Origin of the sequence: Desulfobotulus alkaliphilus, assembly GCF_007830435.1 — a bacterium.
In the GTDB taxonomy this organism is placed as follows: Bacteria; Desulfobacterota; Desulfobacteria; order Desulfobacterales; family ASO4-4; genus Desulfobotulus; species Desulfobotulus alkaliphilus.
In genome coordinates, this window is sequence record NZ_VLLC01000023.1 from 19,018 (window position 1) to 42,408 (window position 23,391).

The 23,391-nt window shown below is 51.0% G+C and carries 19 protein-coding genes; 11 read left to right on the plus strand and 8 right to left on the minus strand.

Translation table 11 applies throughout. From position 1 onward, the window contains the following. Positions 1-8 precede the first annotated feature (8 nt). The 8 genes from LZ24_RS12880 to LZ24_RS12915 form a co-directional block, all read right to left on the minus strand. A complete protein-coding gene (locus LZ24_RS12880) occupies positions 9-1,400 on the minus strand; it encodes an ammonium transporter (protein WP_144685765.1) in 1,392 nt (463 codons plus the stop codon). A gap of 319 nt (positions 1,401-1,719) precedes the next feature. Beyond that, complete coding sequence (locus tag LZ24_RS12885; protein ID WP_144685767.1) at positions 1,720-3,072, minus strand: protein kinase domain-containing protein; 1,353 nt, start codon at positions 3,070-3,072, stop codon at positions 1,720-1,722. 6 nt (positions 3,073-3,078) lie between these two features. Beyond that, positions 3,079-3,813, minus strand: coding sequence for a metallophosphoesterase family protein (locus LZ24_RS12890; protein ID WP_144685769.1), 735 nt, complete (start codon positions 3,811-3,813; stop codon positions 3,079-3,081). Between the two features lie 29 nt (positions 3,814-3,842). Continuing rightward, positions 3,843-4,625: a prolipoprotein diacylglyceryl transferase gene (lgt, locus tag LZ24_RS12895; protein WP_144685771.1), complete on the minus strand. Its 783-nt coding sequence runs from the start codon at positions 4,623-4,625 to the stop codon at positions 3,843-3,845. Positions 4,626-4,628: 3 nt separating this feature from the next. Then, positions 4,629-5,156 (minus strand): nitroreductase family protein, encoded by a 528-nt coding sequence (locus tag LZ24_RS12900; RefSeq protein ID WP_144685773.1) that lies wholly within the window; start codon positions 5,154-5,156, stop codon positions 4,629-4,631. Positions 5,157-5,185: 29 nt separating this feature from the next. Continuing rightward, the gene (locus LZ24_RS12905) at positions 5,186-6,196 is read right to left on the minus strand and encodes a serine/threonine protein kinase (RefSeq protein ID WP_144685775.1); all 1,011 of its coding nucleotides are present in this window, start codon (positions 6,194-6,196) and stop codon (positions 5,186-5,188) included. Between the two features lie 32 nt (positions 6,197-6,228). Further along, positions 6,229-7,242: a tryptophan--tRNA ligase gene (locus LZ24_RS12910; RefSeq protein ID WP_144685777.1), complete on the minus strand. Its 1,014-nt coding sequence runs from the start codon at positions 7,240-7,242 to the stop codon at positions 6,229-6,231. After that, positions 7,239-9,947, minus strand: a complete 2,709-nt coding sequence (locus tag LZ24_RS12915) for a CBS domain-containing protein (RefSeq protein WP_144685779.1) — start codon at positions 9,945-9,947, stop codon at positions 7,239-7,241. The genes LZ24_RS12910 and LZ24_RS12915 overlap by 4 nt, the downstream gene beginning before the upstream one ends. A gap of 170 nt (positions 9,948-10,117) precedes the next feature. Here LZ24_RS12915 and LZ24_RS12920 point away from each other — a divergent pair, with 170 nt between their 5' ends. The 11 genes from LZ24_RS12920 to lpxA all read left to right on the plus strand — a co-directional run bounded on the left by LZ24_RS12920 (position 10,118) and on the right by lpxA (position 23,079). Continuing rightward, positions 10,118-11,068 (plus strand): radical SAM protein, encoded by a 951-nt coding sequence (locus LZ24_RS12920; RefSeq protein ID WP_144685781.1) that lies wholly within the window; start codon positions 10,118-10,120, stop codon positions 11,066-11,068. A gap of 148 nt (positions 11,069-11,216) precedes the next feature. Continuing rightward, positions 11,217-12,425, plus strand: coding sequence for a type II secretion system F family protein (locus tag LZ24_RS12925; protein WP_144685783.1), 1,209 nt, complete (start codon positions 11,217-11,219; stop codon positions 12,423-12,425). A gap of 70 nt (positions 12,426-12,495) precedes the next feature. Then, a complete protein-coding gene (locus tag LZ24_RS12930; RefSeq protein WP_144685785.1) occupies positions 12,496-13,809 on the plus strand; it encodes a two-component system sensor histidine kinase NtrB in 1,314 nt (437 codons plus the stop codon). A gap of 83 nt (positions 13,810-13,892) precedes the next feature. Further along, positions 13,893-15,404: a lysine--tRNA ligase gene (lysS, locus tag LZ24_RS12935; protein WP_144685787.1), complete on the plus strand. Its 1,512-nt coding sequence runs from the start codon at positions 13,893-13,895 to the stop codon at positions 15,402-15,404. A 54-nt stretch (positions 15,405-15,458) separates the two neighbouring features. After that, the gene (locus LZ24_RS12940) at positions 15,459-16,679 is read left to right on the plus strand and encodes a lipoprotein-releasing ABC transporter permease subunit (protein ID WP_144685789.1); all 1,221 of its coding nucleotides are present in this window, start codon (positions 15,459-15,461) and stop codon (positions 16,677-16,679) included. Further along, positions 16,672-17,391: an ABC transporter ATP-binding protein gene (locus LZ24_RS12945; RefSeq protein WP_144685791.1), complete on the plus strand. Its 720-nt coding sequence runs from the start codon at positions 16,672-16,674 to the stop codon at positions 17,389-17,391. Before LZ24_RS12940 ends, LZ24_RS12945 begins: the two co-directional genes overlap by 8 nt. A 161-nt stretch (positions 17,392-17,552) precedes the next feature. Continuing rightward, positions 17,553-20,234 (plus strand): outer membrane protein assembly factor BamA, encoded by a 2,682-nt coding sequence (bamA, locus tag LZ24_RS12950; protein ID WP_144685793.1) that lies wholly within the window; start codon positions 17,553-17,555, stop codon positions 20,232-20,234. A gap of 33 nt (positions 20,235-20,267) precedes the next feature. Beyond that, complete coding sequence (locus LZ24_RS12955; RefSeq protein ID WP_144685795.1) at positions 20,268-20,798, plus strand: OmpH family outer membrane protein; 531 nt, start codon at positions 20,268-20,270, stop codon at positions 20,796-20,798. Continuing rightward, entirely contained in the window at positions 20,795-21,841 is a 1,047-nt protein-coding gene (gene lpxD, locus LZ24_RS12960) for a UDP-3-O-(3-hydroxymyristoyl)glucosamine N-acyltransferase (protein WP_144685798.1), read from the plus strand. The genes LZ24_RS12955 and lpxD overlap by 4 nt, the downstream gene beginning before the upstream one ends. Beyond that, on the plus strand, positions 21,838-22,296 hold the full coding sequence (gene fabZ, locus LZ24_RS12965) for a 3-hydroxyacyl-ACP dehydratase FabZ (RefSeq protein WP_222427633.1): 459 nt from the start codon (positions 21,838-21,840) through the stop codon (positions 22,294-22,296). Before lpxD ends, fabZ begins: the two co-directional genes overlap by 4 nt. Positions 22,297-22,305: 9 nt before the next feature. Continuing rightward, positions 22,306-23,079, plus strand: a complete 774-nt coding sequence (gene lpxA, locus LZ24_RS12970; RefSeq protein WP_144685800.1) for an acyl-ACP--UDP-N-acetylglucosamine O-acyltransferase — start codon at positions 22,306-22,308, stop codon at positions 23,077-23,079. The last annotated feature ends 312 nt before the right edge of the window (positions 23,080-23,391 follow it).

Consider the following 23,391-nt stretch of genomic DNA (forward strand, 5'->3'; position numbering starts at 1 on the left):
CTCTGTTTTCAGCTTTGTGTCAGTACCGCAGTGGATGCTGTAGCAGGCCTTTTTTCTCCGGAACCTTTGCCGCCATCAAAGGACATGCCTGCCCCGCTGGCCCGGAAGTCCGGATAGGCATTGCCGCCATGTTCGCTGAAATCAAGACCTTCCATTTCTTCGTCCGCAGTGACCCGTAGACCGATGAAGCGATCCACCAGTTTAAACATCAGCCACGCCATGGGGAAAACCCAGAGAAAACAGGCGAGAATTCCAAGAAGCTGTACCCCGATAATGCCAAGGCTGGTACCGCCGGTATTGAAAAGTCCTGCGGCCAGTGTTCCCCATGCCCCGCATACCCCGTGAACGGAGATGGCACCGACGGGATCGTCAATGCGGATTTTTTCAAAGAAGAGTACGGAGGAGACCACTATGCCACCGGCCATGGCACCGATGATGATGGCTGCCGCAGGACCCACGTTGGCACAGCCTGCGGTGATACCCACAAGTCCTGCCAGCACACCATTGAGGCTCATGCTGACCTCGGGTTTTCCAAAGCGTATCCAGGATACTATCATGGCGGTTACGGCACCGGCTGCGGCTGCAAGGTTGGTATTCACAAAGATCAGGGCAATGCTTTTGTCTGCTGTGGTGGTGGAGCCGGCATTGAATCCGAACCATCCCAGCCAGAGGATGAAAACACCCAGGCCTGCAAGGGGGATGTTGTGACCGAGGATGGGCCGGATACTTCCGTTGGCGGCATATTTACCCAGTCGTGGTCCAAGTACGATGGCACCGGCAAGGGCTGCCCATCCGCCTACGGAGTGGACTACGGTGGAGCCGGCAAAGTCGATAAACCCAAGGTTTTCCAGCCAGCCGCTTCCATTGTGCAGGGAGCCCCAGGCCCATGAACCGAAAACCGGATAAATGAGGGCCGTAATAAAGATGGAGTAGGCTATGTAGCCCGTAAATTTTGTGCGTTCCGCCATGGCGCCGGATACGATGGTGGCGGCGGTGGCCGCAAAGACCACCTGAAACATCCAGAAGGCAAGGGTCCATTCTTCTCCCTCACCGGTGAAGTCCGAGAGGAAAAATCCCGATGTTCCCACAAAACCGCCCAGGCTGTGGCCGAACATGAGTCCGAAGCCAATAGCCCAGAAGGCAAGGGAGCCGATGGAAAAATCCATCAGGTTTTTCATGATGATATTGATGGCGTTTTTGGCACGGGTGAAACCGGCCTCCACCAGTGAAAAACCGGCCTGCATGAAAAAAACGAGACAGGCCGCCATGAGGGTCCAGACGAAATTGGCGTGCTCCTGCACAAGGGCAATGGCTTCGGCATTGGTCATGGGAGTGACATCACCGGCAAGGGCCGGGGTTGCCATGGAAATGAGGATGGATGTGGGAATAAACCAGCGCATGATGCTTTCCTCCTGGGATTTTGGGTTTGGAAAAAGTGCCTTGCTTTTTCCTTTTACTCTTGTCCCAGAGTTATTGCATTTGCTGTGCCAATATTTGTTTTGGTGGTAATTTTAAATATAAGTATTTGATTTAAAATCTTTATGTGTTTTATTGCTTGCTGGGTGAATATGAGTTTTAAATTTCGACAAATACATTTTTGTGTTGTTTGTATGGTTTTTGTGCAAAAATGTAAACACATAAGAAGGGCAGGCATAAAAAAACCGGTGCTGCGTTTGCAGGCTCCGGATTTCATTTTATAGAATCCTCCATCAGGTCAATCTACCGAGTTTTTTGATGGTCTGAAACACCTTTGACAAAACAGTATCCGTCCTTGTCCATGGGTGCGGCAAAGCCCCGGAGAAGATCCACAAACCAGAAGCTGATGTGGCTGCGGCCATCGCTGCTCCATACCCAGCCCTGCCGGGGATCAAGGGGGGACTTCCTGCAGAAATCCTCCGGTGTCATGGGCTGGCGGGTAAGGGAGAAAAGTTCCGGAACCGTAGGAAGTCGCCATGACCTGCGCTGGCCCGCAGCCCTGTCATTGAGCATTTTTATCCATTTGTCTGCCCCTTCCCTGTTCAGGGGAAAGGGACTTCCTGCCCTCTCCCAGAGAAGTCCTGTGTTTTTGTCATGGATGAGGTCTTCTTCGGGTCCGGGAATAAAATCATTGTAAACTGAACGGGCTGGCCGGAAAAGGGGATCTGCTTCCAGCATGTCTGCCAGCGGGCCACGGACGCCGGTACGCAGGGGGTGACTTCTCAGTCTGAGGAGGCCATGGCTGCTTATTTCTTCTTCGCTAAAGGGGAAGGCGCATTCCTTTGCCCTGTAGTCTTTCCATGCAAGCGCCAGATCATTCAGGGCCTTGAGCATTTGCTCCGCACCGTCAAAGCGATGGTCGGGATTTTTGGCAAGGCATTTTTTCAGAAAATCCTTCCACAGCTCTTCGGGTTCAGGCAGCAGGATTTTTTCTTTGGGATCTTCCGGAGGAAAGTGGCCCGTGAGCATGCGGCAGAACACCACGCCTGCTGCATACATATCCGATCTTTCATCGGCGCTGTCAGCATCCCTTTCCTGTTCGGGAGGGGCATACCCGGGAGAGCCCACCTTGATATTTTCCGGTGTGCCTGTGGTTTCCCTGCGCAGGCGGCTCAGGCCGAAATCACCGAGAATCAGTCTGTCTTCATCATCCATGAGCAGGTTCCAGGGCTTGATGTCCCTGTGGATCATACCGTGGAAGTGCAGGCAGTGCAGTGCCCTCAGAAGCTGTTTCATGTAATGGATGGCCGTATCCGGATCAAGGGTTCTGCAGGGGGCCTCCATATCCCCATGCTCTCCCATGATGAGGCCAAGGCTTCTGGAATAGCAGGGCATGGTATAAAAGCTGATTTCTCCGCAATGCAGGTCTTCCACGCCTGCCACATTGGGGTGGTGCAGCATGGCCATTTTCCGGGCTTCTTCCATGAACATGGAAAGCAGGCGTTTTTCTCCTACGGAAGACAGAAGAAAGGGGTGGGGGAGAAAAAGCTTGGCCGCAAGAATCCTTTGGATTTCAGGATGCCGTACCCTGAGAACCCGGCCCATGCCTCCCCGGCCAAGTTCCCCTGCAATCTGGTATTTTCCTATGGTTCTCATTTTTTCCTATAGAAGCCTGTCCGCATAGACTTTGGGAAGCCCTGCCCTGAGGATGGCAGATACGGTTTTTTTTACGTCATAGGAAACACGCCTGAGGAGAAGGGTGTGTTCCACAGGGTCATAGATGATGTATTTTGCCCTGTTATCCCCGTCCCTTGGCTGCCCGACACTGCCGCAGTTGATGATGCTGCGTTCTTTCTCCTTTAAAAAGACCGGGGTTTCACCGGGCATGCTCCGCTCAATCCTTTCTCCGTCCCAGCCTATGATTTCCAGTTCATGGGTATGGCCGGTAAAACAGAGGGTTTCATCGAAAAGGCTGAACAATTCTATGATTTCGGAATCTTCCTTTTGAAACAGGTAGGTGCGGATATCCGAAGGGGGACAGCCATGGACAAAGCGGCAGTTCCGGAGAACCCGAAATTCCGGATAACTGGCGATGGTGGTCAGGGTAGCCGGATTCAGCATCTTCCGCGTCTGCATGAGGGCTTTTTTGGCTGAGGGGTTGAACCAGTTCTGCTCTGATATTTTGAGGATGGCAGACTCATGGTTGCCAAGTACGGAAGGGATTTCTGCGGCAAGAAGCAGGGCAACCACCTCGTTGGGGTATGGCCCGTAGCCGATGTTGTCCCCAAGGCTGATGGCATTGGCAATCCCCAGAGATTCCATGTCCCTCAGAACCTGAACAAGGGCTTCATGATTGCCGTGGATATCGGATAAAACCGCAAAAGCTGTCTTATGCATGGGCCTCACTGTGTCTTCCTGTGCCCGTGTCAGAAGACACGGGATTTTTTCCGTGAGTAGAGAAAAAGAAGAATCCCGCAGGCAAGAAAGGGGAGGCTGAGGAGCTGCCCCATATGTACGGGAAGGGCAAAGGCTGTCTGCTGGGTTTTAAATATTTCAAGGAAAATACGGGCTGTGGCCGCAAGGATCAGGGCTGTGGCCGTAAGCCGCCATGGAATTTTCCCGGCCCCTTTTTTCCATGCAAGAAAAAGCAGCAGGCTGCATGTGGCATAGGCCATGGATTCATAGAGCTGTACCGGGTGCCTTGGGATCATGTCCACACGGCTGAATACAATACCGAAACCCGATTTCACGGGAATGCCCACCAGCTCCGAATTGAAGAAGTTGCCAAGGCGGATAAAGGCAGCTCCCATGCAGCCGGCTACCACAAGATGGTCCGAGAGAAAGGAAAAGGGGGTTTCTTCATTTTTTCTGGCGTGCAGATAAAGGGCGATGAAAAGGCCGAGAATCCCCCCGTGGCTTGCCAGTCCGCCCTCCCATATTTTCATGATTTCTAAAGGATTGCTGAGATAATAAGCGGGATCATAAAAAAGGCAGTGACCCAGTCTGGCACCGATGATTACCCCGGCCATGATCCGGTAGAGGAGGGGTTCCAGGGCATCGGCATTTTTGCCTTCTTTTTTGAAGACATACTGCATCCAGATGATACCGCAGATAAAGGCGCAGGCAAAAAAGAAACCATACCAGCGCACACTGAGGGGACCAAGGGAGAAAAGAATGGGGTCTGCATGCCAGATCAGTGGGGATGCCAAGGCTCAGCCTCCGTAGGTGTTGGTGTGAATTTTTTCCCGCATAAGACTTGCTTCCGGGTGGCCTTTCAGGTCTTCTGCCCCATAACCTGCGGCAAGGATGGCGAGAACCTTCATCTTTTCCGGAATGCCAAGGAGTCTGCGAACCTCTTCCTCTGCGCTTATCTGGTCATTGAACATGCGCTTTCTCACCTGTACCCAGCAGCTTTTAAGGCCAAGGGACTCTGCGGCGAGCTGAAGAAAAATCATTGCAATGGAGCAGTCTTCCACCCATACGTCACAGCGTTCGGGGTCGGCAAACACCACCACGCCCAGGGGGGCGCCGTTGAGAAAGGAAGCACCATGGGGTTTGACCTTTGACAGTTTTTGTAAAAGATCAGCGTCGTTTACAAAGATAAACTCCCACGGGTTGCGGCTGCGGGAGGACGGGCTGCGCAGGGCGGCTTCCATGAGAAGGGCCATTTTGTCATTTTCTACGGGCTGCTCCGTAAATGTTCTCACACTGCGGCGTTTGCGTATAAGATCCATGAACATGGGATTCTCCTTCTTTTATGGGGTAGGTCTTAAAGATCCGCAATAAAATGAAAGGCCGGTCGGGTGGACCGGGGCTGTATTCTTTCTATCTGACTTTTTAGATCCTTCAGTTCCTGACGCCAGAAAGACTCGCTGCCCCAGTCGGGAAAGGTAGCACTGAAACGGGTATCATTTTTCTGGCGATGGCACCAGGCGAGAAAGTAGATCTGCCGCATGGCCCGGAGGGGTTCAGTCAGCTCCGTGCTGCTGTGGGCCAGATCCCGGAAGGTCCGGTACCCTTCCATCAGAAGCCCTGCTTCCCTGCGGCATTTTTCCAGACGGTCTGGCAGCAGCAGCCAGAGATCCTGCATGGCCGGGCCTGTCATCATGTCATCAAAATCAATGAGAAGCAGACCCTCTCCGGGCCGGTGCAGGATGTTTTTCCGGTGCAGATCTCCATGGAGCCGGATCAGGGTTTCTTTTTCAAAAAGGGGGCGGCTGATATCCTTAAGCTGTTCAATCAGGCTTTGGAAATCCTCTCGCATGGCCGCTGGGATGCATCCCCTCAGAAGTTCTTCCCCGTCCCTTGCAAGGGTTTTATCCGGATGCAGGTAAAGACGGTGGGCGGCCTTATCCGCCGCAGCCACATTGTGAAGTCTTGCGATGAGACGGCCCAGCTGTTCCCAGTCCCTGTCATGGGTGATATCCAGCTCCCTGCCTGCCCGTTTCTGAAAAAGCGCAAAGAAAATGGGGCCGGTTTCCTCAAGGGTGCCACCCTTTCGCAGGGTGGCAGGAGCCACCACGGGCAGCTCTGCCGCAGCGCAGTCCAAAAGAAAGCGGTGTTCATCTTCAAGGGCGGCCTTTGACCATCTGGCCGGACGGTAGAATTTAATGATGTGGCGTCTGCCGTCCATGTCCTGCAGTTCATAGACCCGGTTGATATAGCTGGGCAGGGGTGCCACAAGGCCTGTGAAGCCAAGGCCTGTGGCATGTTCAGCAGCACGGAGAATATGTTCCGGTGTCAGGTCGCTGAAGGTCTGCGGGGACTGGAGTTCTTGCATGCTGTCCTTTCAGGATATTGAACGATTACCTGTTATGAAAAGGGAAGAAGCCCTGTTTTTTTTCTGATTTCCGCAAGAAAGGGACCAGCAATGGAGCGGGCCTTTTCTGCGCCTTCCAGCAGAATTTTTTCCACCTTTGCAGGATCTGCCATGAGTTCGGCGTAGCGCTCCCTGGGTTCTTCCAGTATGGCGTTGAGATAATCAAAAAGAAGGATTTTCATATCTCCCCATCCGATACCTTCCGCATAACGTTCCCGGACACTGCGGACGTCATCCTGTGTGGCAAAGGCATTATAGATTTCAAAGAGGGTGCAGGTTGCCGGATCCTTGGGCTCAGAAGGTTCTAATGAGTTGGTTTTGATTTTCATGATGGTTTTGCGCAGCTTTTTTTCGGGCAGAAAGAGGGGGATGGTATTGTCGTAGCTCTTGGACATTTTTCTGCCGTCAATGCCACTGAGTACAGCGGTTTTTTCATCCACGATGGCTTCGGGAAGAACAAAGGTCTGGCCGAAGAGGTGGTTGAAGCGGCCACCGATATCCCTTGCCATTTCTATGTGCTGGACCTGATCCCTCCCTACGGGAACCTTATGGGCATTGAACATGAGGATATCTGCGGCCATGAGCACGGGGTAACTGAAAAGGCCCATGGTGATGCCCTTGTCCGGATCCTTGGCCTTTTCCTCCTCATTGACCTGAACGGCGGCTTTATAGGCATGGGCACGGTTGAGAAGACCCTTGGCTGCCACACAGGAGAGAATCCAGGTCAGTTCCGGAATTTCCGGAATATCGGACTGACGGTAAAAGACTGCGTTATCCGTATCCAGCCCCAGAGCCAGCCATGTGGCGGCCACTTCCATGCGGGAGGCTGCCACCCGTGCGGGTTCATGGCATTTGATCAGTGCGTGGTAGTCTGCAAGGAAGTAGAAAGCTTCCATATCCGGATTTCTGCTGGCCTCAATGGCCGGACGGATGGCACCCACGTAGTTGCCGAGATGGGGTGTGCCTGTGGTGGTGATGCCAGTGAGTACCCTTTGTTTTTGCGTCATTTTTTTTGCTCCCTGCCGTTTTCCTTCGGCCTGTCCTTTAAAATACCGGCCACAAAGGCCATTTCTTCTTCCTTTGAATGCAGCATACCGTTGAGTCTGGCATCCTGAACCTGCAAGAGAATTTTTCTGTAAGCGGGGCCGGGGGGAATGCCCATTTCCTTTAAATCCCGTCCCTGTATCAGCGGTGTGACAAAGCGAAGCTTTGAAAGGTAATGGGCAATGGCTTTTTTTACCTGCTTTCTTTCCGCTGCGGCCATCATGTATACCAAAACTTCCGTTTTGAAAACATGGAGTCTGCTGTAAAGAATGCTGTTGTCCAGGGGCAGTTCCCTTGCAAGGCGTTTGATGCAGAGCTCCGCCCTTTCCCTTTCTTTGACACAAAGCTCTTCCTGCCACCCGGCAAGGCGCAGGATACGGCAGATTTTTTTGGCATCTGCCGTGTTGCAGGGGCTGAGCAGCACCATGAAGTACACCAGCCAGCGGTGACAGCGGAGGTCTTCGGCCAGGAGTTCATAGCCGTCAAGGGCCTTTCTGGCTTCCATGAGGAGGGCTGTGGTTTTTTCCGTAAGGGCCATGGAGGGATGGAGTGCCGCCAGAAGACGGAATTCCCCCAGTCTTCTGATGGAGGGGACGGGATCATTTTCTTCCAGTATGGAAACGATTTCTCCCATGGCTCTGGCACCGGAGAGCCTTTTAAAAACCCCCATGCGTATGGCGTTTTCAATGAGGCGAACGGTGAGCTTGCCTATGGTGAATCCGAAGCGGGATTCAAAGCGGACCGCCCGGAAAATACGGGTGGGATCTTCAACAAAGCTCAGATTATGAATGATGCGAAGGGTTTTATCCTTGATGTCCTTCTGGCCTGAAAAATGATCTATGAGGGTGCCATAGTATTTTTCATTCAACTGTATGGCAAGGGTATTGATGGTAAAGTCCCTGCGGTAGAGATCTGCCTTGAGACTGCTTTTTTCCACCTCAGGAAGGGCAGCGGGGGAGGCGTAGTATTCCGTGCGTGCCGTGGCCACATCCACCTTGAAACCGTCTTCAAGGGTAATGACGGCGGTTCCGAACTTGGAATAGGCATGGATTCTTGCATCCCTTGAACCGGCAAAGTTTTTAGCAAAGTGTATGCCGTCTCCCTCCACAACAATATCGATGTCTTCATTTTTTCTGTAGAGAAGCAGATCCCTTACAAAACCGCCCACTACAAAGACATGGCATCCGGTTTCATCGGCACTTTTTCCTATGGATGAAAGCAGATCCAGAATTTTTGCAGGCAGCCTTTCCTTCATGAGGCTGGCGATGTTTCTTGTTTTGGGCAGTCTGTCTGTCAGAACGCCTGCTCTGTCGGAGAGGCTTTCTTCCTGTTCCTGAACCATAAGCTGAAGGAGGTCTGTACGCGTGATGACCCCCGCAATTCCATTGTTATCCAGAACAGGAAGGATGCGTTGCTTGCCTCCGACGATGGCATCCTGAATCAGGGTGAGGGAGGCATCAGGGTTCACTGTGCTGAAATCGCTGATCAGATAATCCTGTACAAGGGTTGTATCCATGGCGTGGGAGAGACCCTGTTCCACAATCTGCCTTGTGATCAGTCCGGTGAGCGGACTTTGGATATCCCCCTTTTCCGTTACCAAAAGGGCATTGACATTGTAGCGGGTCATGGTCTGGCTGGCCATGCGGAAGGTGGCTTCGGGATGGATGGTGTGGGCAGGCGTACTCATGATTTCCTTTGCCCGGAAGCGGCGGGGGGTGAAGGTCTCCAGAAGGCTTATGAGCTGACTTTCCACCTGGGTCAGGGTCTGGTGGCGGATGGTGGCCGCACCTGCGGCAGTGTGCCCCCCTCCCTCAAAGTGGCGCATGATGGCGCCGACGTCCATATCCGGAAGCCGGCTGCGGCCAATGAGGTGTACCTTGCCGTCCATGCGGGCCAGAAGAAAAAGGATGGCCACCTTTTCCATGCGCATGAAACGGTGTACCAGAAAGGCCAGATCCGGTACGTAGGCTTCACTGGAAAGCCGGGTCAGTATAACCGGGGTACCATGGATAGTAACTTCCGAGGCGTTGTCCAGCATTTCATTGAGCAGCCTCAGCTGCATAGGGTCCAGCTCCCTTGCCAGCACATCGCCTACTGTGGGCAGATGGGCCCCCTGTTTCACCAGCCAGGCCAGGGCCTCGAAATCTTCTGGTGTGGTTCCGGAACCGGTGAGGTGGCTGGTGTCTTCAAAAATTCCCATGGCAAGGAGAGTGGCTTCCTCAGGGGTCAGCCTGATCTTTTTTTCCTGAAGCAGGGGCACCATAAGGGTAACTGTGGCACCTGCCTCTCCTGCAACCAGTCTGTCTGCCTCAAGATCCCCCGGTGCTGACGGGTGATGGTCGTAGATATGGAGTTCTATGCTTTTTTCTCTGGCCATGGGAGCCAGTTCGCCTATGCGTTCTGCCTGCCTTGTGTCCACAATAACGATACGCTTCACTTCTTCCGGCCGGATTTCACGGAAAGGAATCAGGTCAAAAAGATAAAGCAGGGACTGAACAAAAAAGTGTCTTATCTGTGGGGAATCACTGCCCGGCAGCACGATACGTCCTTCGGGATAGAGTTTTTTTGCTGCCAGCATGGAGGCAATGCCGTCCAGATCCGCATTTTTATGGGTGGTGATGAGGGTGTGGGTAAAAGCCTCGTTCATGGTTTTGTCTGGCTGCTGCAAGGGAGGCCTCCGAAAAAACGTGGATGATTCCGTAAAAAAAAGGTAACTTCCTGAAGGATTGTTTTCATCAGGTTTTTGAAAAGCAATATGATTGACTGACCTTCGGCATCATTGTTTCAATGCCGGAACTGTGATACAAACATTAAATTACTGATACTTCCGGACTGGACATGCATAATCGAGAAATAAAAGACTTTCAATATGTTTTTGGTCCCGTGGCTTCCCGTCGTCTGGGACTTTCCCTTGGGGTGGATCTTCTTCCGAGTAAAACATGTACCCTGGACTGCATCTATTGTGAATCCGGGCCTACCACCCGCAAGACCCTTCTGCGGAAGGAATGGGTACCCACCGAAGCTGTTATTGCCGAACTGGCGCAGATTCTGGATGAAAGCCCCGAGCTGGACAGTGTCACCTTTTCCGGTTCCGGTGAACCGACCCTGCATACGGGGATCGGTCGTATTATTGATACCATCCATGGCAGGTGGCCGGGATATCCTGTCACCGTCCTGACCAATGGGACCCTCTTCTGGCAGGAAGAGGTCCGCAATGACCTGATCCATGCCGACCGAATCATTGCCAATTATGATGCAGCCAGCCCGGAGGTTTTTGAAACCCTGAACCGACCCTACCCCGGCCTTTTCCCTGACCGCATGCTGGAAGGTCTGGTGGCGTTCAGGGAAATTTTTACAGGGGAGCTCTGGCTGGAAATTTTCGTGATTCCCGGGATCAATGACAGGGACAGGGAAATTGATGCCATTGCAGCAGCCTCTGCCAAAATCCGGCCGGACCGGGTACAGCTTAATACCCTGGACAGGCCGGGAACGGAGTCCTGGGTGACATCTGCCGGTGATACTTTGCTGGAACGTTTTCAAAGGCGCATTGCTGCTGCGGAGCTGACAGGAAAGGTTCAGTGTGCAGGCAATGCCGCTGCCATGGACGAGGAACAGTTGAAAAAAAATATCTTATCCATGGTTTTGAGAAGACCCGTCACCCTGGAGGATGTGGTGCGAACGCAGGGGGTGGACAGGGAAAAAGCCTTTGAGGTTCTTTCCGGTATGCGTTTTGCAAAAAGCCTTGGGGTGCAGAAAATGCCCAGGGGAGATTTTTATGTCCTTCCTTAAGCAAAAAAGGATCGTGGATATGGTAAGCGCAGCCGTGTTTTTTTGATTATGCAGGAAGGCTGACCTTTTTTGGCGTTTTCGGCCCTTTTTTGCGTGTCCGTTCAGTGGGGCTTTTTTATCTTAATAATTAAATTTATGGGGGGAGTATATGCCCGTATTTATCTGGGAAGGCAAAAACCGTAAAGGTCAGAAAAGAAAAGGCGAGATGGAGGCACCCAATGAAACAGCCGTAAGAACCCGCCTGAGCCAGCAGAAGATTACGCCTGTCAAGGTAAAGCCCAAGCCTAAGGATATTCTGGAAAATATTTCTTTTCTTCAGCCCAAGGTGACGGAACAGGATGTGATTATTTTTGCCCGCCAGTTTTCCACCATGATTGATGCGGGACTTCCCATTGTGCAGTGTCTGGATATTCTTGGGGAACAGCAGGGAAATCCTACCTTTAAAAAGATCATCAAGGAAATCAAGGCCGGTGTGGAAGGGGGGGAGACCCTTGCCGATGTTCTGAGAAAATATCCCAACCTTTTTGATACCCTTTTTGTCAACATGGTGGCGGCCGGAGAGGCAGGCGGTATTCTGGATGTCATTCTCCGCCGTGTCTCCGCATACATGGAAAAGATGTCCAAGCTGAAAAAAAAGGTGAAGGGTGCCATGACCTATCCGCTGGTCACCCTTGTCATTGCCTTTGTTGTGGTGGGAGTTATTCTTGTGTTTGTTATCCCCGTCTTTGAAAGCATGTTTGCAGACTTTGGCAGCGCCCTTCCTGCGCCGACCCAGTTGGTTATCAATATGAGTGAATTTGTTCAGGCAAAAATTCTGCATATCATCATTGGCATTGCTGTTTTTATTTTTTTGTTTAAGCGGGCGTACCGTACGGACAGGGGACGGAAGCTTTTTGATACCCTTTTTCTGCGTCTGCCTGTGGCGGGTCTTATGATCCGCAAGGTCTCCGTGGCCAAATTTACCCGCACCATGGGCACCATGCTTTCTTCCGGTGTTTCCATTCTGGAGGCCCTGGACATTGTGGCAAAGACCTCCGGCAACCGGGTGGTGGAAGAAGCAATTTATGATGTGAAGGCCAGTATTTCCGAAGGGGAAACCATGGCAGACCCTCTGTCTGAATCCGGTGTTTTTCCTTCCATGGTCTGCTCCATGATTGCCGTAGGGGAGTCCACCGGCGCCCTGGACGCCATGCTTGAAAAAATTGCCGACTTCTATGATGATGAAGTGGATCAGGCCGTGGAAAACATGACAGCCCTCATAGAACCTTTTATGTTGGTGTTTCTCGGTGTGGTTATTGGTGGCCTTGTGGTTTCCATGTATCTTCCTGTTTTCCAGATGGCCGCGGCCATCGGTTAAAGCTGGCTGAGATATATTTTTATGATTTTTTGTCTGTTTATGCGCACTGTCATATCTGGAAAGGGCCTGTATGCAGGTGCAGGATAAGGACATCCTGAAAAAAATTAACTGGCTGATGGGGGTCAGGGCCATCCTTGCCCTCATACTGCTGATGTTTTCCGCTCTGGTTCAGTCCCAGGGCGGTTTTGTTTTTCACATATTTCCGGCTACGGCCCTCTATGTTCTTGCAACGATCACTTTGATTTTATCACTTATTTTTGCCTTCTGGTCTCCGAGAACAAAAAAACCCAGGCTTTTTGCCATTGTTCAGCTGGTTGTAGATGTCCTTCTTATTACGGCCCTGATCTGGATGACCGGCGGCTATGATTCCCTTCTGACTTTTTTGTACATGCTGGTGATCATCAACGCCAGCATTCTCCTTTCCCGAAAAGAAAGCCTTTTAATCGCAGCGGTTTCTGCAATTGCCTTTGGATTGCTGGTGGATTTTGAATACTACGGCATTCTGCCGGTACTGGGTGGGGAAACCGGCCCCCTCATGAACCGGGTGGATTTCTGGTCTGTTTTTTTCCGCATTCTTGCCACAACGGTCGCCTGCTTTTCCGTTTCCGTACTCACAAGTTTTCTTTCTGTCCAGCTGCGCAAAGCCAGAGAAGAGATCCGATATATGGGCAACTACGTCAAACGCATGGAAAGCCTTGCAACCGTTGGAGAAATGGCTGCGGGGCTTGCCCATGAAATTAAAAACCCCCTTGCCTCCCTGAGGGGTTCCATAGAACTTCTTGAAACGGAAGTCTGCAAGGATACGGATTCCGTTCGGCTCATGCGCATTGTCCGCAGGGAGGCGGACCGCCTCTCCAACCTTGTTACGGAATTTTTAAATTTTGCAAGGCCAGACAAAGGAAACCCTGCTCCCATTGAAGTCGGCAGCATGATTCAGGAGAGCATACAGATTCTGAAACAGAGTGAGGGCAGCAGGGGAAGAATTCGTTATGCGCTCTTTCTGGAGCCGGAAGTATGGGTGGAGGCAGACCCGGACCGTATGCGTCAGGTCCTCTGGAATCTTCTGCTGAATGCCGTTGAATCCATGGAAGGAGAAGGAGAAGTTCAAGTGACACTGGATATGGAAAAGGAAAAAAATGTGCGCATTGCCATAAAGGATACGGGTTGCGGTATTCCGGAATCGGATCTGGCATCCATTTTTGCTCCTTTTTATACAACGAAGCCCAGGGGAACCGGGCTGGGACTCTCCATTGCCGTGCGTATCCTTGAAGCCATGGGAGGCAGACTGGACGTAAAAAGCAGGCCCGGAGAAGGAAGCACCTTTATTCTCCGTATGCCCTGCCTGCCATATTCTCCGGAATCCGTAAATGCTGGCCGTGGTTGACACCCTGCCAGCAATAGGGTAGCTACTGACTGGCTTAAAAGCAGCAGGTACTCAAAAAGATTCCGGGAGAAATATACAAAAAAATGCAAGAAAACAAAAACGAAAATACCCAGGAAGATGCAGGAGATATTCTCAGCCAGAGGCGGCGTAAAAATAAGGAAATGAAAGCCGCAGGGATCAATCTCTATCCCAATGATTTTAAAGTTTCCCACGGTATCAATGCTGTCCGTCAGGAGATAGAGGGGGCACCTGACAGGATGGGGCCCGATGGACCTGTTTTTTCAGTGGCCGGGCGAATGATGGCCATCAACCGTTTTGGTAAATCTGCCTTTATCCGAATCAAGGACGGCAGTGGTGAGCTGATTCAGGCCTATCTCCAGTCTAAAATGCTGGGTGAGGCCTTTGATCTTTTCAAGCAGATGGATGTGGGGGATTTTGTGGGGGTAACAGGTACCCTTTTTACCACCCGCACGGGAGAGTGGACCCTGGATGCCAGTACTTTCAGACTTCTTTCCAAGGCAACCCGTCCTCTGCCTGAAAAATACCATGGCCTGAAGGATCCGGAAAAGCGCTACCGCAAGCGTTATGTGGATCTCATTATGAATCCGGAAGTCCGGGAAATTTTTTTGCGCAGAAGCCGTATGATACAGGCGGTTAGGGAGTTTTTTATCACCCGCGGTTTCCTTGAGGTGGAAACACCCATGATGCAGGTGGTTGCCGGTGGTGCCGAGGCCACACCCTTTGTAACCCATCACAATGCGCTGGGGATGGATCTTTTTCTGCGTATCGCACCGGAGCTTTATCTCAAAAGGCTTGTGGTGGGTGGCTTTGATAAGGTCTTTGAAATAAACAGGAATTTTCGGAATGAGGGGGTGTCAACCCGTCATAATCCTGAATTCACCATGATGGAATTTTACTGGGCTTATGCTACAGATGCAGACCTCATGGCCCTCAGTGAAGAGCTTTTTGCCCATGTGGCAAAGGCGGTGACGGGTGATGTGGTGGTGAACTATCAGGGCCATGCCATACGTTTTGACGGAATCTGGCCGAAAATTCCCCTTCTGGATGCACTGGTTGAAATCGGTGGCGTGGATAAGAAGCTGCTGGATGACCGGGAAGGTCTGCTGGCCTTTGCAAAGGAAAAAAATATTTCCGTAACCAAGACGGAAAAACTGGGTAAGGTACTGACCAAACTTTTTGATGTTCTGGTGGAACCCAAACTGATACAGCCCACCTTTATCACGGGATATCCTGTGGAAGTTTCCCCTCTGTCCCGGCGGTCCGATAAAAATCCCATGCTGACGGAGCGCTTTGAGCTTTTTGTGGCGGGTCGTGAAATCGGTAATGGTTTTTCCGAGCTCAATGACCCGGAAGATCAACGACAACGCTTTCTCATGCAGGTTCAGGAACGGGAAGCCGGAGATGCCGAAGCCCATATGATGGATGAAGACTACATTGAAGCTCTGGAATACGGTATGCCCCCTACGGCAGGTCAGGGTATCGGCATGGACCGCCTGGCCATGCTTCTTACGGATGCTGCCTCCATACGGGAAGTGATTCTTTTCCCCCATATGAAACCCGTTTCTCATCAATAAACAAAACGGCGGAGATTTCCGTCATTTTGTCCGGAAGGTGGTTTTATACACCCTATGTCCCTTGAACTGTTTATTGCAGGAAGATATCTCCGTGCCCGAAGAAAACAGGGCTTTATTTCCCTGACAGGTATCCTTTCCGTCTTTGGCGTTGCTTTGGGAGTCATGGCTCTTGTGGTGGTAATTGCCGTGATGAGTGGTGCGGAAAGGGATTTCAGAAAAAGGATTCTCGGTTTAGAGCCCCATATTCTTCTTATGGGACAGGGGGGGGGCGTGAGTAATGCCCATGAAGCCCAGGAGAGAATTCGTGCCTTCCCTGAAGTTGCAGGTACGGCTCCCTTTGTGTACGGTAAGGTGGTTCTGCGGGCATCCGGCGGGATTGGCGGGGCCTTTCTCCGGGGCATTGATCCGGAAGCCCAGCGTGTTGCCATTGAAGGCATTGATCGTGAAAGTCTTCTTGAACAGCTGAAGGAGACGAAACCCGGTCATACCCCCGGCATTATTCTGGGCAGAACACTTGCTGCTGAGCTTAAAGTTGCCATCGGAGATACGGTACAGATTATGTCTCCGGAGTTTATGCTTTCTCCCGTGGGGATGCTGCCCAAGGTCCGCCGCTTTCAGGTGACGGGTTTTTTTTCATCCGGTCTCTTTGAGTACGATGGTGCCCTCGCATATATCCGCATGGATGAGGCCTCAAGGCTTCTGGGTATGGGAGAAAAGGTAACGGGTATCGGCGTATGGATAGATGATGTGTATGCGGCGGAAGAGCTTGGAAAAAGAATTCAGGAGGCGTTTGGCTGGGGCTACTGGACCCGCAACTGGATGGAGATGAACAAAAGCCTTTTTTCTGCCCTGAAGCTTGAAAAGACAGCCATGTTCATCATTCTTACGCTGATTATTCTTGTGGCGGCCTTTAATATTGCCAGCTCTTTGATTATGATGGTGATGGAAAAAACAAGGGATATCTCCATTCTCATGGCCATGGGAGCCAGCCGGGCGCTGATCCGAAAAATTTTTGTTATTCAGGGAATGATTATCGGCATTCTGGGTACTTTTTTTGGTATTGTTTCCGGTGTGGCTCTCTGTCTGTTCCTGGAACGTTATCCCATTATCCGCCTTCCCGAAGCCTACCCCTTTACAACCCTTCCCGTTCTCCTTGAATGGAGTGATGTCACGGTTATCGGAATTTCTTCCCTGCTGATCTGTTTTCTTTCAACCCTGTATCCTGCCATGCAGGCTTCCCGCCTTGATCCTGTGGAGGGTATCCGTTATGGATGATGCCACGGTTACTCTGGAGCTTTGCGGGGTGCACAAGACGTTTCTTGATGGTGTACAGCCCGTGCCCGTACTGAAGGATGTGAACTGGACGGTAAGCCGGAAAGACACCATTGCCATCGTAGGTCCTTCGGGCATTGGAAAATCCACACTGCTTCATATTATGGGTGCCCTGGATCGACCGGATTCAGGGAAGCTGCTTTTAAACGGTCGCAATGTCCTCTCCCTTGATGACGCAGGACTGGCCAAGGTTCGTAACCGGGTCATGGGTTTTGTTTTTCAGTTTCATCATATGCTTCCGGAGTTTACGGCACTGGAAAATGTCATGATGCCTGCCCGTATTGCAGGGATTTCTGCTACCGAAGCCCGTGTGAGATCTGAAGAACTTTTAGACCGCATGGGTCTTTGCCACCGCATGCATCACAGAACCGCCCAGCTTTCCGGAGGAGAGCAGCAGCGGACTGCCCTTGCCAGAGCCCTTGTCATGTCGCCTCCTTTTCTTTTAGCTGATGAACCCACAGGCAATCTGGATATTGATAACAGCAGAAAAGTCCATGAACTGCTCTTGGAAATCCATGAAGAAAGGCAGTGTGCCCTTGTTGTGGTGACCCATAATATGGAGTTGGCAGGGATGATGCAGACACAGATAACCCTGCGGGACGGTCTGGTTGCGAACCGGGATATACGGGTTCAGACCGCGCAGGGCCTGTTTTGACCCCATAATTCGCTGAAGCCGGAGCCTGTTTTCCGATGCGGGCACAGGGAAAGCAAGGCTTGTCTTTTCATTGTGGTTTTTTTGAAGTATAGCCAGTGGGCTGTTTCCATATGTTTTTTTCATTTTAAACCCTAGGGGCATTGACACCAGAGGATGGTTGTATGAATCGGAGTTCTTTCTGTGGCTTTTGGCTGCTTTTGCTGATGATGCTGGGAAGTTTTACTGCGCATGCTGCGGAGTCTCCGCAGGTTTGGATTGCTCCTTTTTCCGTGGAAGGGGATCTGCGTTCCGTTAACCTCGGAAAACAGGTGGCTGAGAGGGTAGCCCGTGAACTGACGGATGCGGGACTTTCTTTTCAGATCGGGGAAGAACCTGGTAAAGATCTTGAGGATGTCCGGCAAAGGATGGCATCCGTGGGGGCAGAGTCTGCTGTATGGGGTCGTCTGATTCTTGAAAACGGCAGGTTCCGCCTTTCCGGAAGACTTTTTTCCGAAGACCTGGAGCGTCGTATCGTGGAAGAGGGTGCTTCCGTAGATACCCTTTTTCTGGCATCAGCCAGCCTGTCACGCAGGGTTGCGGATTTTCTTGTGGGTAAAGAAACAGTTGCCCTTGTGGAGATTGTAGGAAATCAGCGCATAGAAAGTGATGCTATCCTGAGGGTTATTAAGAGCGGACCGGGTGATGTTTATCTGCAAAAAGCCCTTTCCGATGATCTTGAGGCCATTTATGCCATGGGTTATTTTGATGATATACGCGTGGCTGTGGAGGAAAGGGATATCGGCAAAGTTGTAATTTTTACGGTTCAGGAAAAGCCCACGGTACGCCAGATTTCTGTCCGGGGTAACCGGGTGTATAAAGATGACAAGGTCATGGAGGCGGTGACCACAAAGACCGGATCCATTCTCAATGTTTTTCAGGTAAGGCGGGATATTGAGCGGATCAGGGATCTTTACCGGACCAGAAATTATCACCATTCAGAAGTGCATTATGAGATCCGGGAGCTGGATAATAATCAGGCAGATCTTGTTTTTACTATTTCAGAGGGTGAAAAAGTAAAAATAACGGAGATTGTTTTTGAAGGCCGGGAGAGTTTTACCCACAGACAGCTGAGAAAACAGACAGGGCTTTCGGAAAAAGGTTTTTTTTCATGGCTGACGGGTTCCGGTGAGCTGAAACAGGAGGCTGTGCAGCATGCGGCAGCCCGGCTCACGGCCTTTTATCACAATGAGGGCTATGTGGATGCCAGGGTTTCAGATCCTGAAATCTCCTTTGAAGATTCCGAAGCCCGTATACTTTTCAGGATTGTTGAAGGACAGCGTTATCGCATAGGGGAAGTCTCTGTGGGCGGAGATCAGCTTTTGCCTGAAGATGTTCTTCTTTCCATGACCTCCATTGGAAATGAAGAATGGTACAAGAGGGACGTGGTGCATCAAGATATGATGGCACTTACGGATTTGTATGCGGATGCGGGCTATGCCAATACGGAGGTTTTCCCACAGCTGCGCAAGGATAGTGAGGCCGGGGTCGTGGATATTCTGTATATGGTCAGGCAGGGGGAACAGGTTTATATCGACCGCATAGAGATCACGGGCAATGTGAAAACCCGGGACAAGGTGATTCGAAGACAAATTCCCCTGCTGGAGCAGGAACTTTATAGTGGTAGCAGAATAAGAAGGGGTGTGCGTAATCTGAACAGACTGGACTATTTTGAAGATGTGCAGATGGATATCCAGAGAACACAGGACCCTGAAAAAGTGGATCTTCTGGTGAGTGTAGAGGAAAAACCCACGGGTATGTTTACTTTTGGTGCCGGGTACAGTTCCCAGGACAATCTTTTTGGTCAGGTCTCCGTGACACAGCGGAACTTCATGGGAAAGGGGCAGACACTGAATCTCCGGGCGGACGTGAGCAGTACATCTACCAGGTATACTTTGAGTTTCACAGAACCCTATCTTTTTGACAAACCCCTTTCCGCTGGTTTTGATGTGTACAACTGGGACAGGGAATATAATGACTATACAAAAAAAAGTACGGGGGGGACCGTACGCCTTAGTTATCCCGTATGGGACTATACCCGGGCTTTTGTGTCCTATGGCATAGAAAGTTTTGACGTAAAGGTGGATTCGGGGAAGGAACAGCTGGTCAATGAAGACATTCTGGCCATGGAACCTTTAAGCCTTGCCAGTACCATGACTCTGGGGCTTAGTTATGATTCCACCAACCGCCTTTTTAATCCTTCCGAAGGTGCAAAGCACAGGTTGACTGTAAAACATGCGGGCGGACCTTTGGGTGGGGATATTGCCTTTACCAAATATACGGCCGAGGCAGGGTGGTATTTTCCCCTTTTCTGGGAGACGGTTTTTTTCATGCATGGTGAAACCGGATATGTCCATAAAAACAGTGACGGCCACCTGCCGGATTATGAGAAATTCTATCTGGGGGGACTGAATTCCGTGCGTGGATACCGCTGGCGGGATATTGCCGTATATTATGACGGAGACTATACTTACTATAAAAAGCATGAAGATGACACCATTACAAAGGAAACCATTAAATATAGAAAAAACAAGGGTGGAGATAAATTCATACAGGCCAATTTGGAATTTATTTTTCCCCTTGTAAGGGAAGCCGGGCTGATGGGACTTGTTTTTTATGACATAGGCAATGTCTATGATACGGATGAACGTATCCGCATGGATGGCATTAAAAGAAGTGCGGGCTATGGTATCCGCTGGTTTTCTCCCATTGGTCCCATCAGACTGGAATATGGCATTCCATTGGACAGAATTGATGGTTCCAAGCAGAGTGCCCGTTGGGAATTCACCATGGGTGGCGCATTTTAAAAAAACTTATATCCTGAAGAAAGGAACAGAACGATGAAGAAAATGATCCGTGGAGTACAGGTGCTCCTGCTTTGTCTGATGTTTGCCGGAACCGCTTTTGCCGCAGATGTGGCAAAAATTGGCGTGTTTGATTTTGAAACCTTCCTGAGAAATTCCAAGGCCGGGCAGCAGGCCAAAAATCAGGTGGCAGAGGAGGCCCGGAAGCTGGAAGCCCAGCTTGAGATGAAAAAGCAGGAAATTGAAAAAATGCGTGACAGCCTGATGCGGGAGGCTATGGTGCTTTCCGATGAGGCGAGAAGCCAGAGGGAGCGGGATCTGCAGATCAAGGCCATGGACTTAAGAAACATGGAGCAGCGCTTCACCCGCTCTTTCAATCAGCAGCAGAATGACATCATGGCAAGGATTCAGGGGCAGGTCCGGGAGCTGATTCAGGAGATTGGTGAAAAGGAGAACTATCTTCTGATTCTTGAAAATATTGGTGTGGTCTATGCTCCGGACCGGGTGGATATCACAGAGCGTCTGATTCTCAAACATGATGAAAAGTATGGAAAAAGCGGGTCATGAAAAAGAAGGTGACACTGGCGGATCTTGCAGATATTTGCAAAGGCCGGGTTCTCGGAGATCCTGACTTTGAAGTCAGGGGCATTGCCCCCCTTGAAAATGCCGGTCCCGAAGACCTTTCCCTTGCCATGAATGCAAAATATCTTCGTCAGGCAGCTTCTTCCCGTGCCGGTGCCCTGATTGTGGGCGAGGGTGTGCAGGAAAAGCTTTTCGAGGGGAATTACCTGATCTCCGATGCGCCGTACTGGGCCTTTGCAAAAATTTTACAATTTTTCCATCCGGATCCCGCGCCCTGTAACCGCATCCATCCCAGCACCTTTGTGGGCGATAACTTTACCTGTAAAGGCAATCTCTTTACCGATGCCTTTGTGGTAATCGGTCAGGATGTAGAGATGGGCGAGGACTGTCGCATCGGAGCCAACAGTGTCATCGGCGATGCCTGTGTTCTGGGAGATGGCTGCGTTATCTATCCCAATGTGACCCTTTATCCGGGTACAAGGCTTGGCAACCGGGTGCGCATCCACAGCGGTTCTGTCATCGGATCCGATGGCTTCGGGTTTGCCCCCCGTCAGGGCAGCTGGGAGAAGATTCCTCACCTTGGCTCCGTTGAGCTGGGGGATGATGTGGAAATCGGTGCCGGATGCACACTGGACCGGGGTACCTTCGGATATACCCGGATCGGTAATGGTGTGAAGCTGGATGATCAGGTGCATATCGGTCACAATGTTCAGATTGGAGAGAATACCCTTCTGGTGGCCCAGGTGGGGATTGCAGGCAGCTCTCAGGTGGGAAAAAACAGCATTCTTGCCGGCAAGGTCGGTGTATCCGGCCATATTCGCATTGGAGACTGTGTACAGGTAGGACCCATGGCTGGTGTGGCCCACGATGTGGCTGATGGTCAGGTTGTGAGCGGTGCCCCTGAAATGCCCCACCGCCAATGGCTTAAAGTGCAACGTATTCTGCCAAGGCTTCCGGAAATGCGGAGGCGGATTGCGGCTCTGGAGAGGAAGCTCGGCATGGACGCTAAAGAAGGAACTGAAACATGATCGTGGATGCAGAAGGAGGCGGTGGAATTGATATTGTTGGTATTCTAAATTATCTTCCCCACCGCTATCCTTTTCTTCTGGTGGACAGGGTTTTGTCACTGGAAGTGGGCAAATCCATCTCTGCCATAAAAAATGTAAGCATCAATGAACCGTTTTTCACAGGACACTTTCCTGATTTTCCCATTATGCCGGGCGTGCTGATTCTGGAAGCCATGGGGCAGGCGGGTGGCATTCTGGCCTATGCTTCATGGCCGGAAGAAAAAAGAAAATATCCTCTCTTTCTTACGGGTGCGGACAAAGCCCGTTTCCGGCGTAAAGTGCTTCCCGGTGATCAGATCCGGATGGAAGTAATCCTTATGAAACTGAAATCCAGAGCGGTAAAAATGCGCGGTGTGGCCACGGTGGATGGGGCCGTTGCCGTAGAAGCCGAGTTTATGGCCGTTCTGGGAGATTAGGAATGGACTATGGCTATTCATCCCACAGCCATTGTGGATGCAGGGGCAGAAATTGGCGATGATGTGGAAATCGGACCCTTTGCCATTGTAAAGGAACAGGTGTGTATCGGCGCAAGAACCCGCATTGGCGCCTATTCCATGGTTGATCACTATACGGAAATCGGTCCTGACTGTGTGATTTTTCCCTATGCCGCCGTTGGTGGCGATCCCCAGGATCTTAAATTCAGGGGAGAAAAATCCTGGCTCAAGGTGGGGCGAAAGACGGTAATCCGTGAATTTGCAACCCTTCACAGAGGCACGGCCCTTGGGGGTGGACTGACTTCCGTGGGAGAAGAAAATCTTCTCATGGCCTACTGCCATGTGGCCCATGACTGCCATACGGGAAAAGGTGTTATTCTTTCCAACAATGCTACCCTTGCGGGGCACGTTACTTTAGGGGACCATGTTATTGTGGGCGGTCTTGCCGCAGTGCATCAGTTTGTGAAGGTGGGGGATCATGCCTATATTGGCGGAAAATCCGCCGTGGTCAAGGATATTCCCCCCTATGTCATTGCATCGGGAGACCGGGCCACCCTGCATGGCCTGAACAAGGTGGGGCTTCGAAGACGGGAATTCCCCGAAGAAACCTTAAAACATCTGAAACAGGCTTACAGAATTATCTTCCGGTATGGCCTTACCCTGAAGGAGGCCATTGAAAGGGTGCGTGCAAGTGTAGAACTGGTCCCTGAGGTCTGTGAGTTTATTGAATTCATAAAAAATTCGGACCGGGGGATTACCCGCTAGTCCGTTAGAAGCAGCTCACGCTCTGTTAGGGCATCTTGTCGTAGAGTAACTTGTGCCGGATTCAAACTCATTTCGGTCAGTGATTGATAATTGACCATTTTTTACGTTTTTGAATTAAAAGAGCTAAATTTAAGTTACTCAGAAGCAACCCACGCCGTGTTGCGGCGTTTTGTCATAAAGTAACTTTTGAAGTTACTCAGAAGCAGCTCACGCCCTGCTAGGGCGTCTTGTCATAGAGTAACTTGTGCAGGATTCAAACTCATTTCGATCAGTGATGGATAATTGGCCATTTTTTAAGCTTTTGAATTAAAA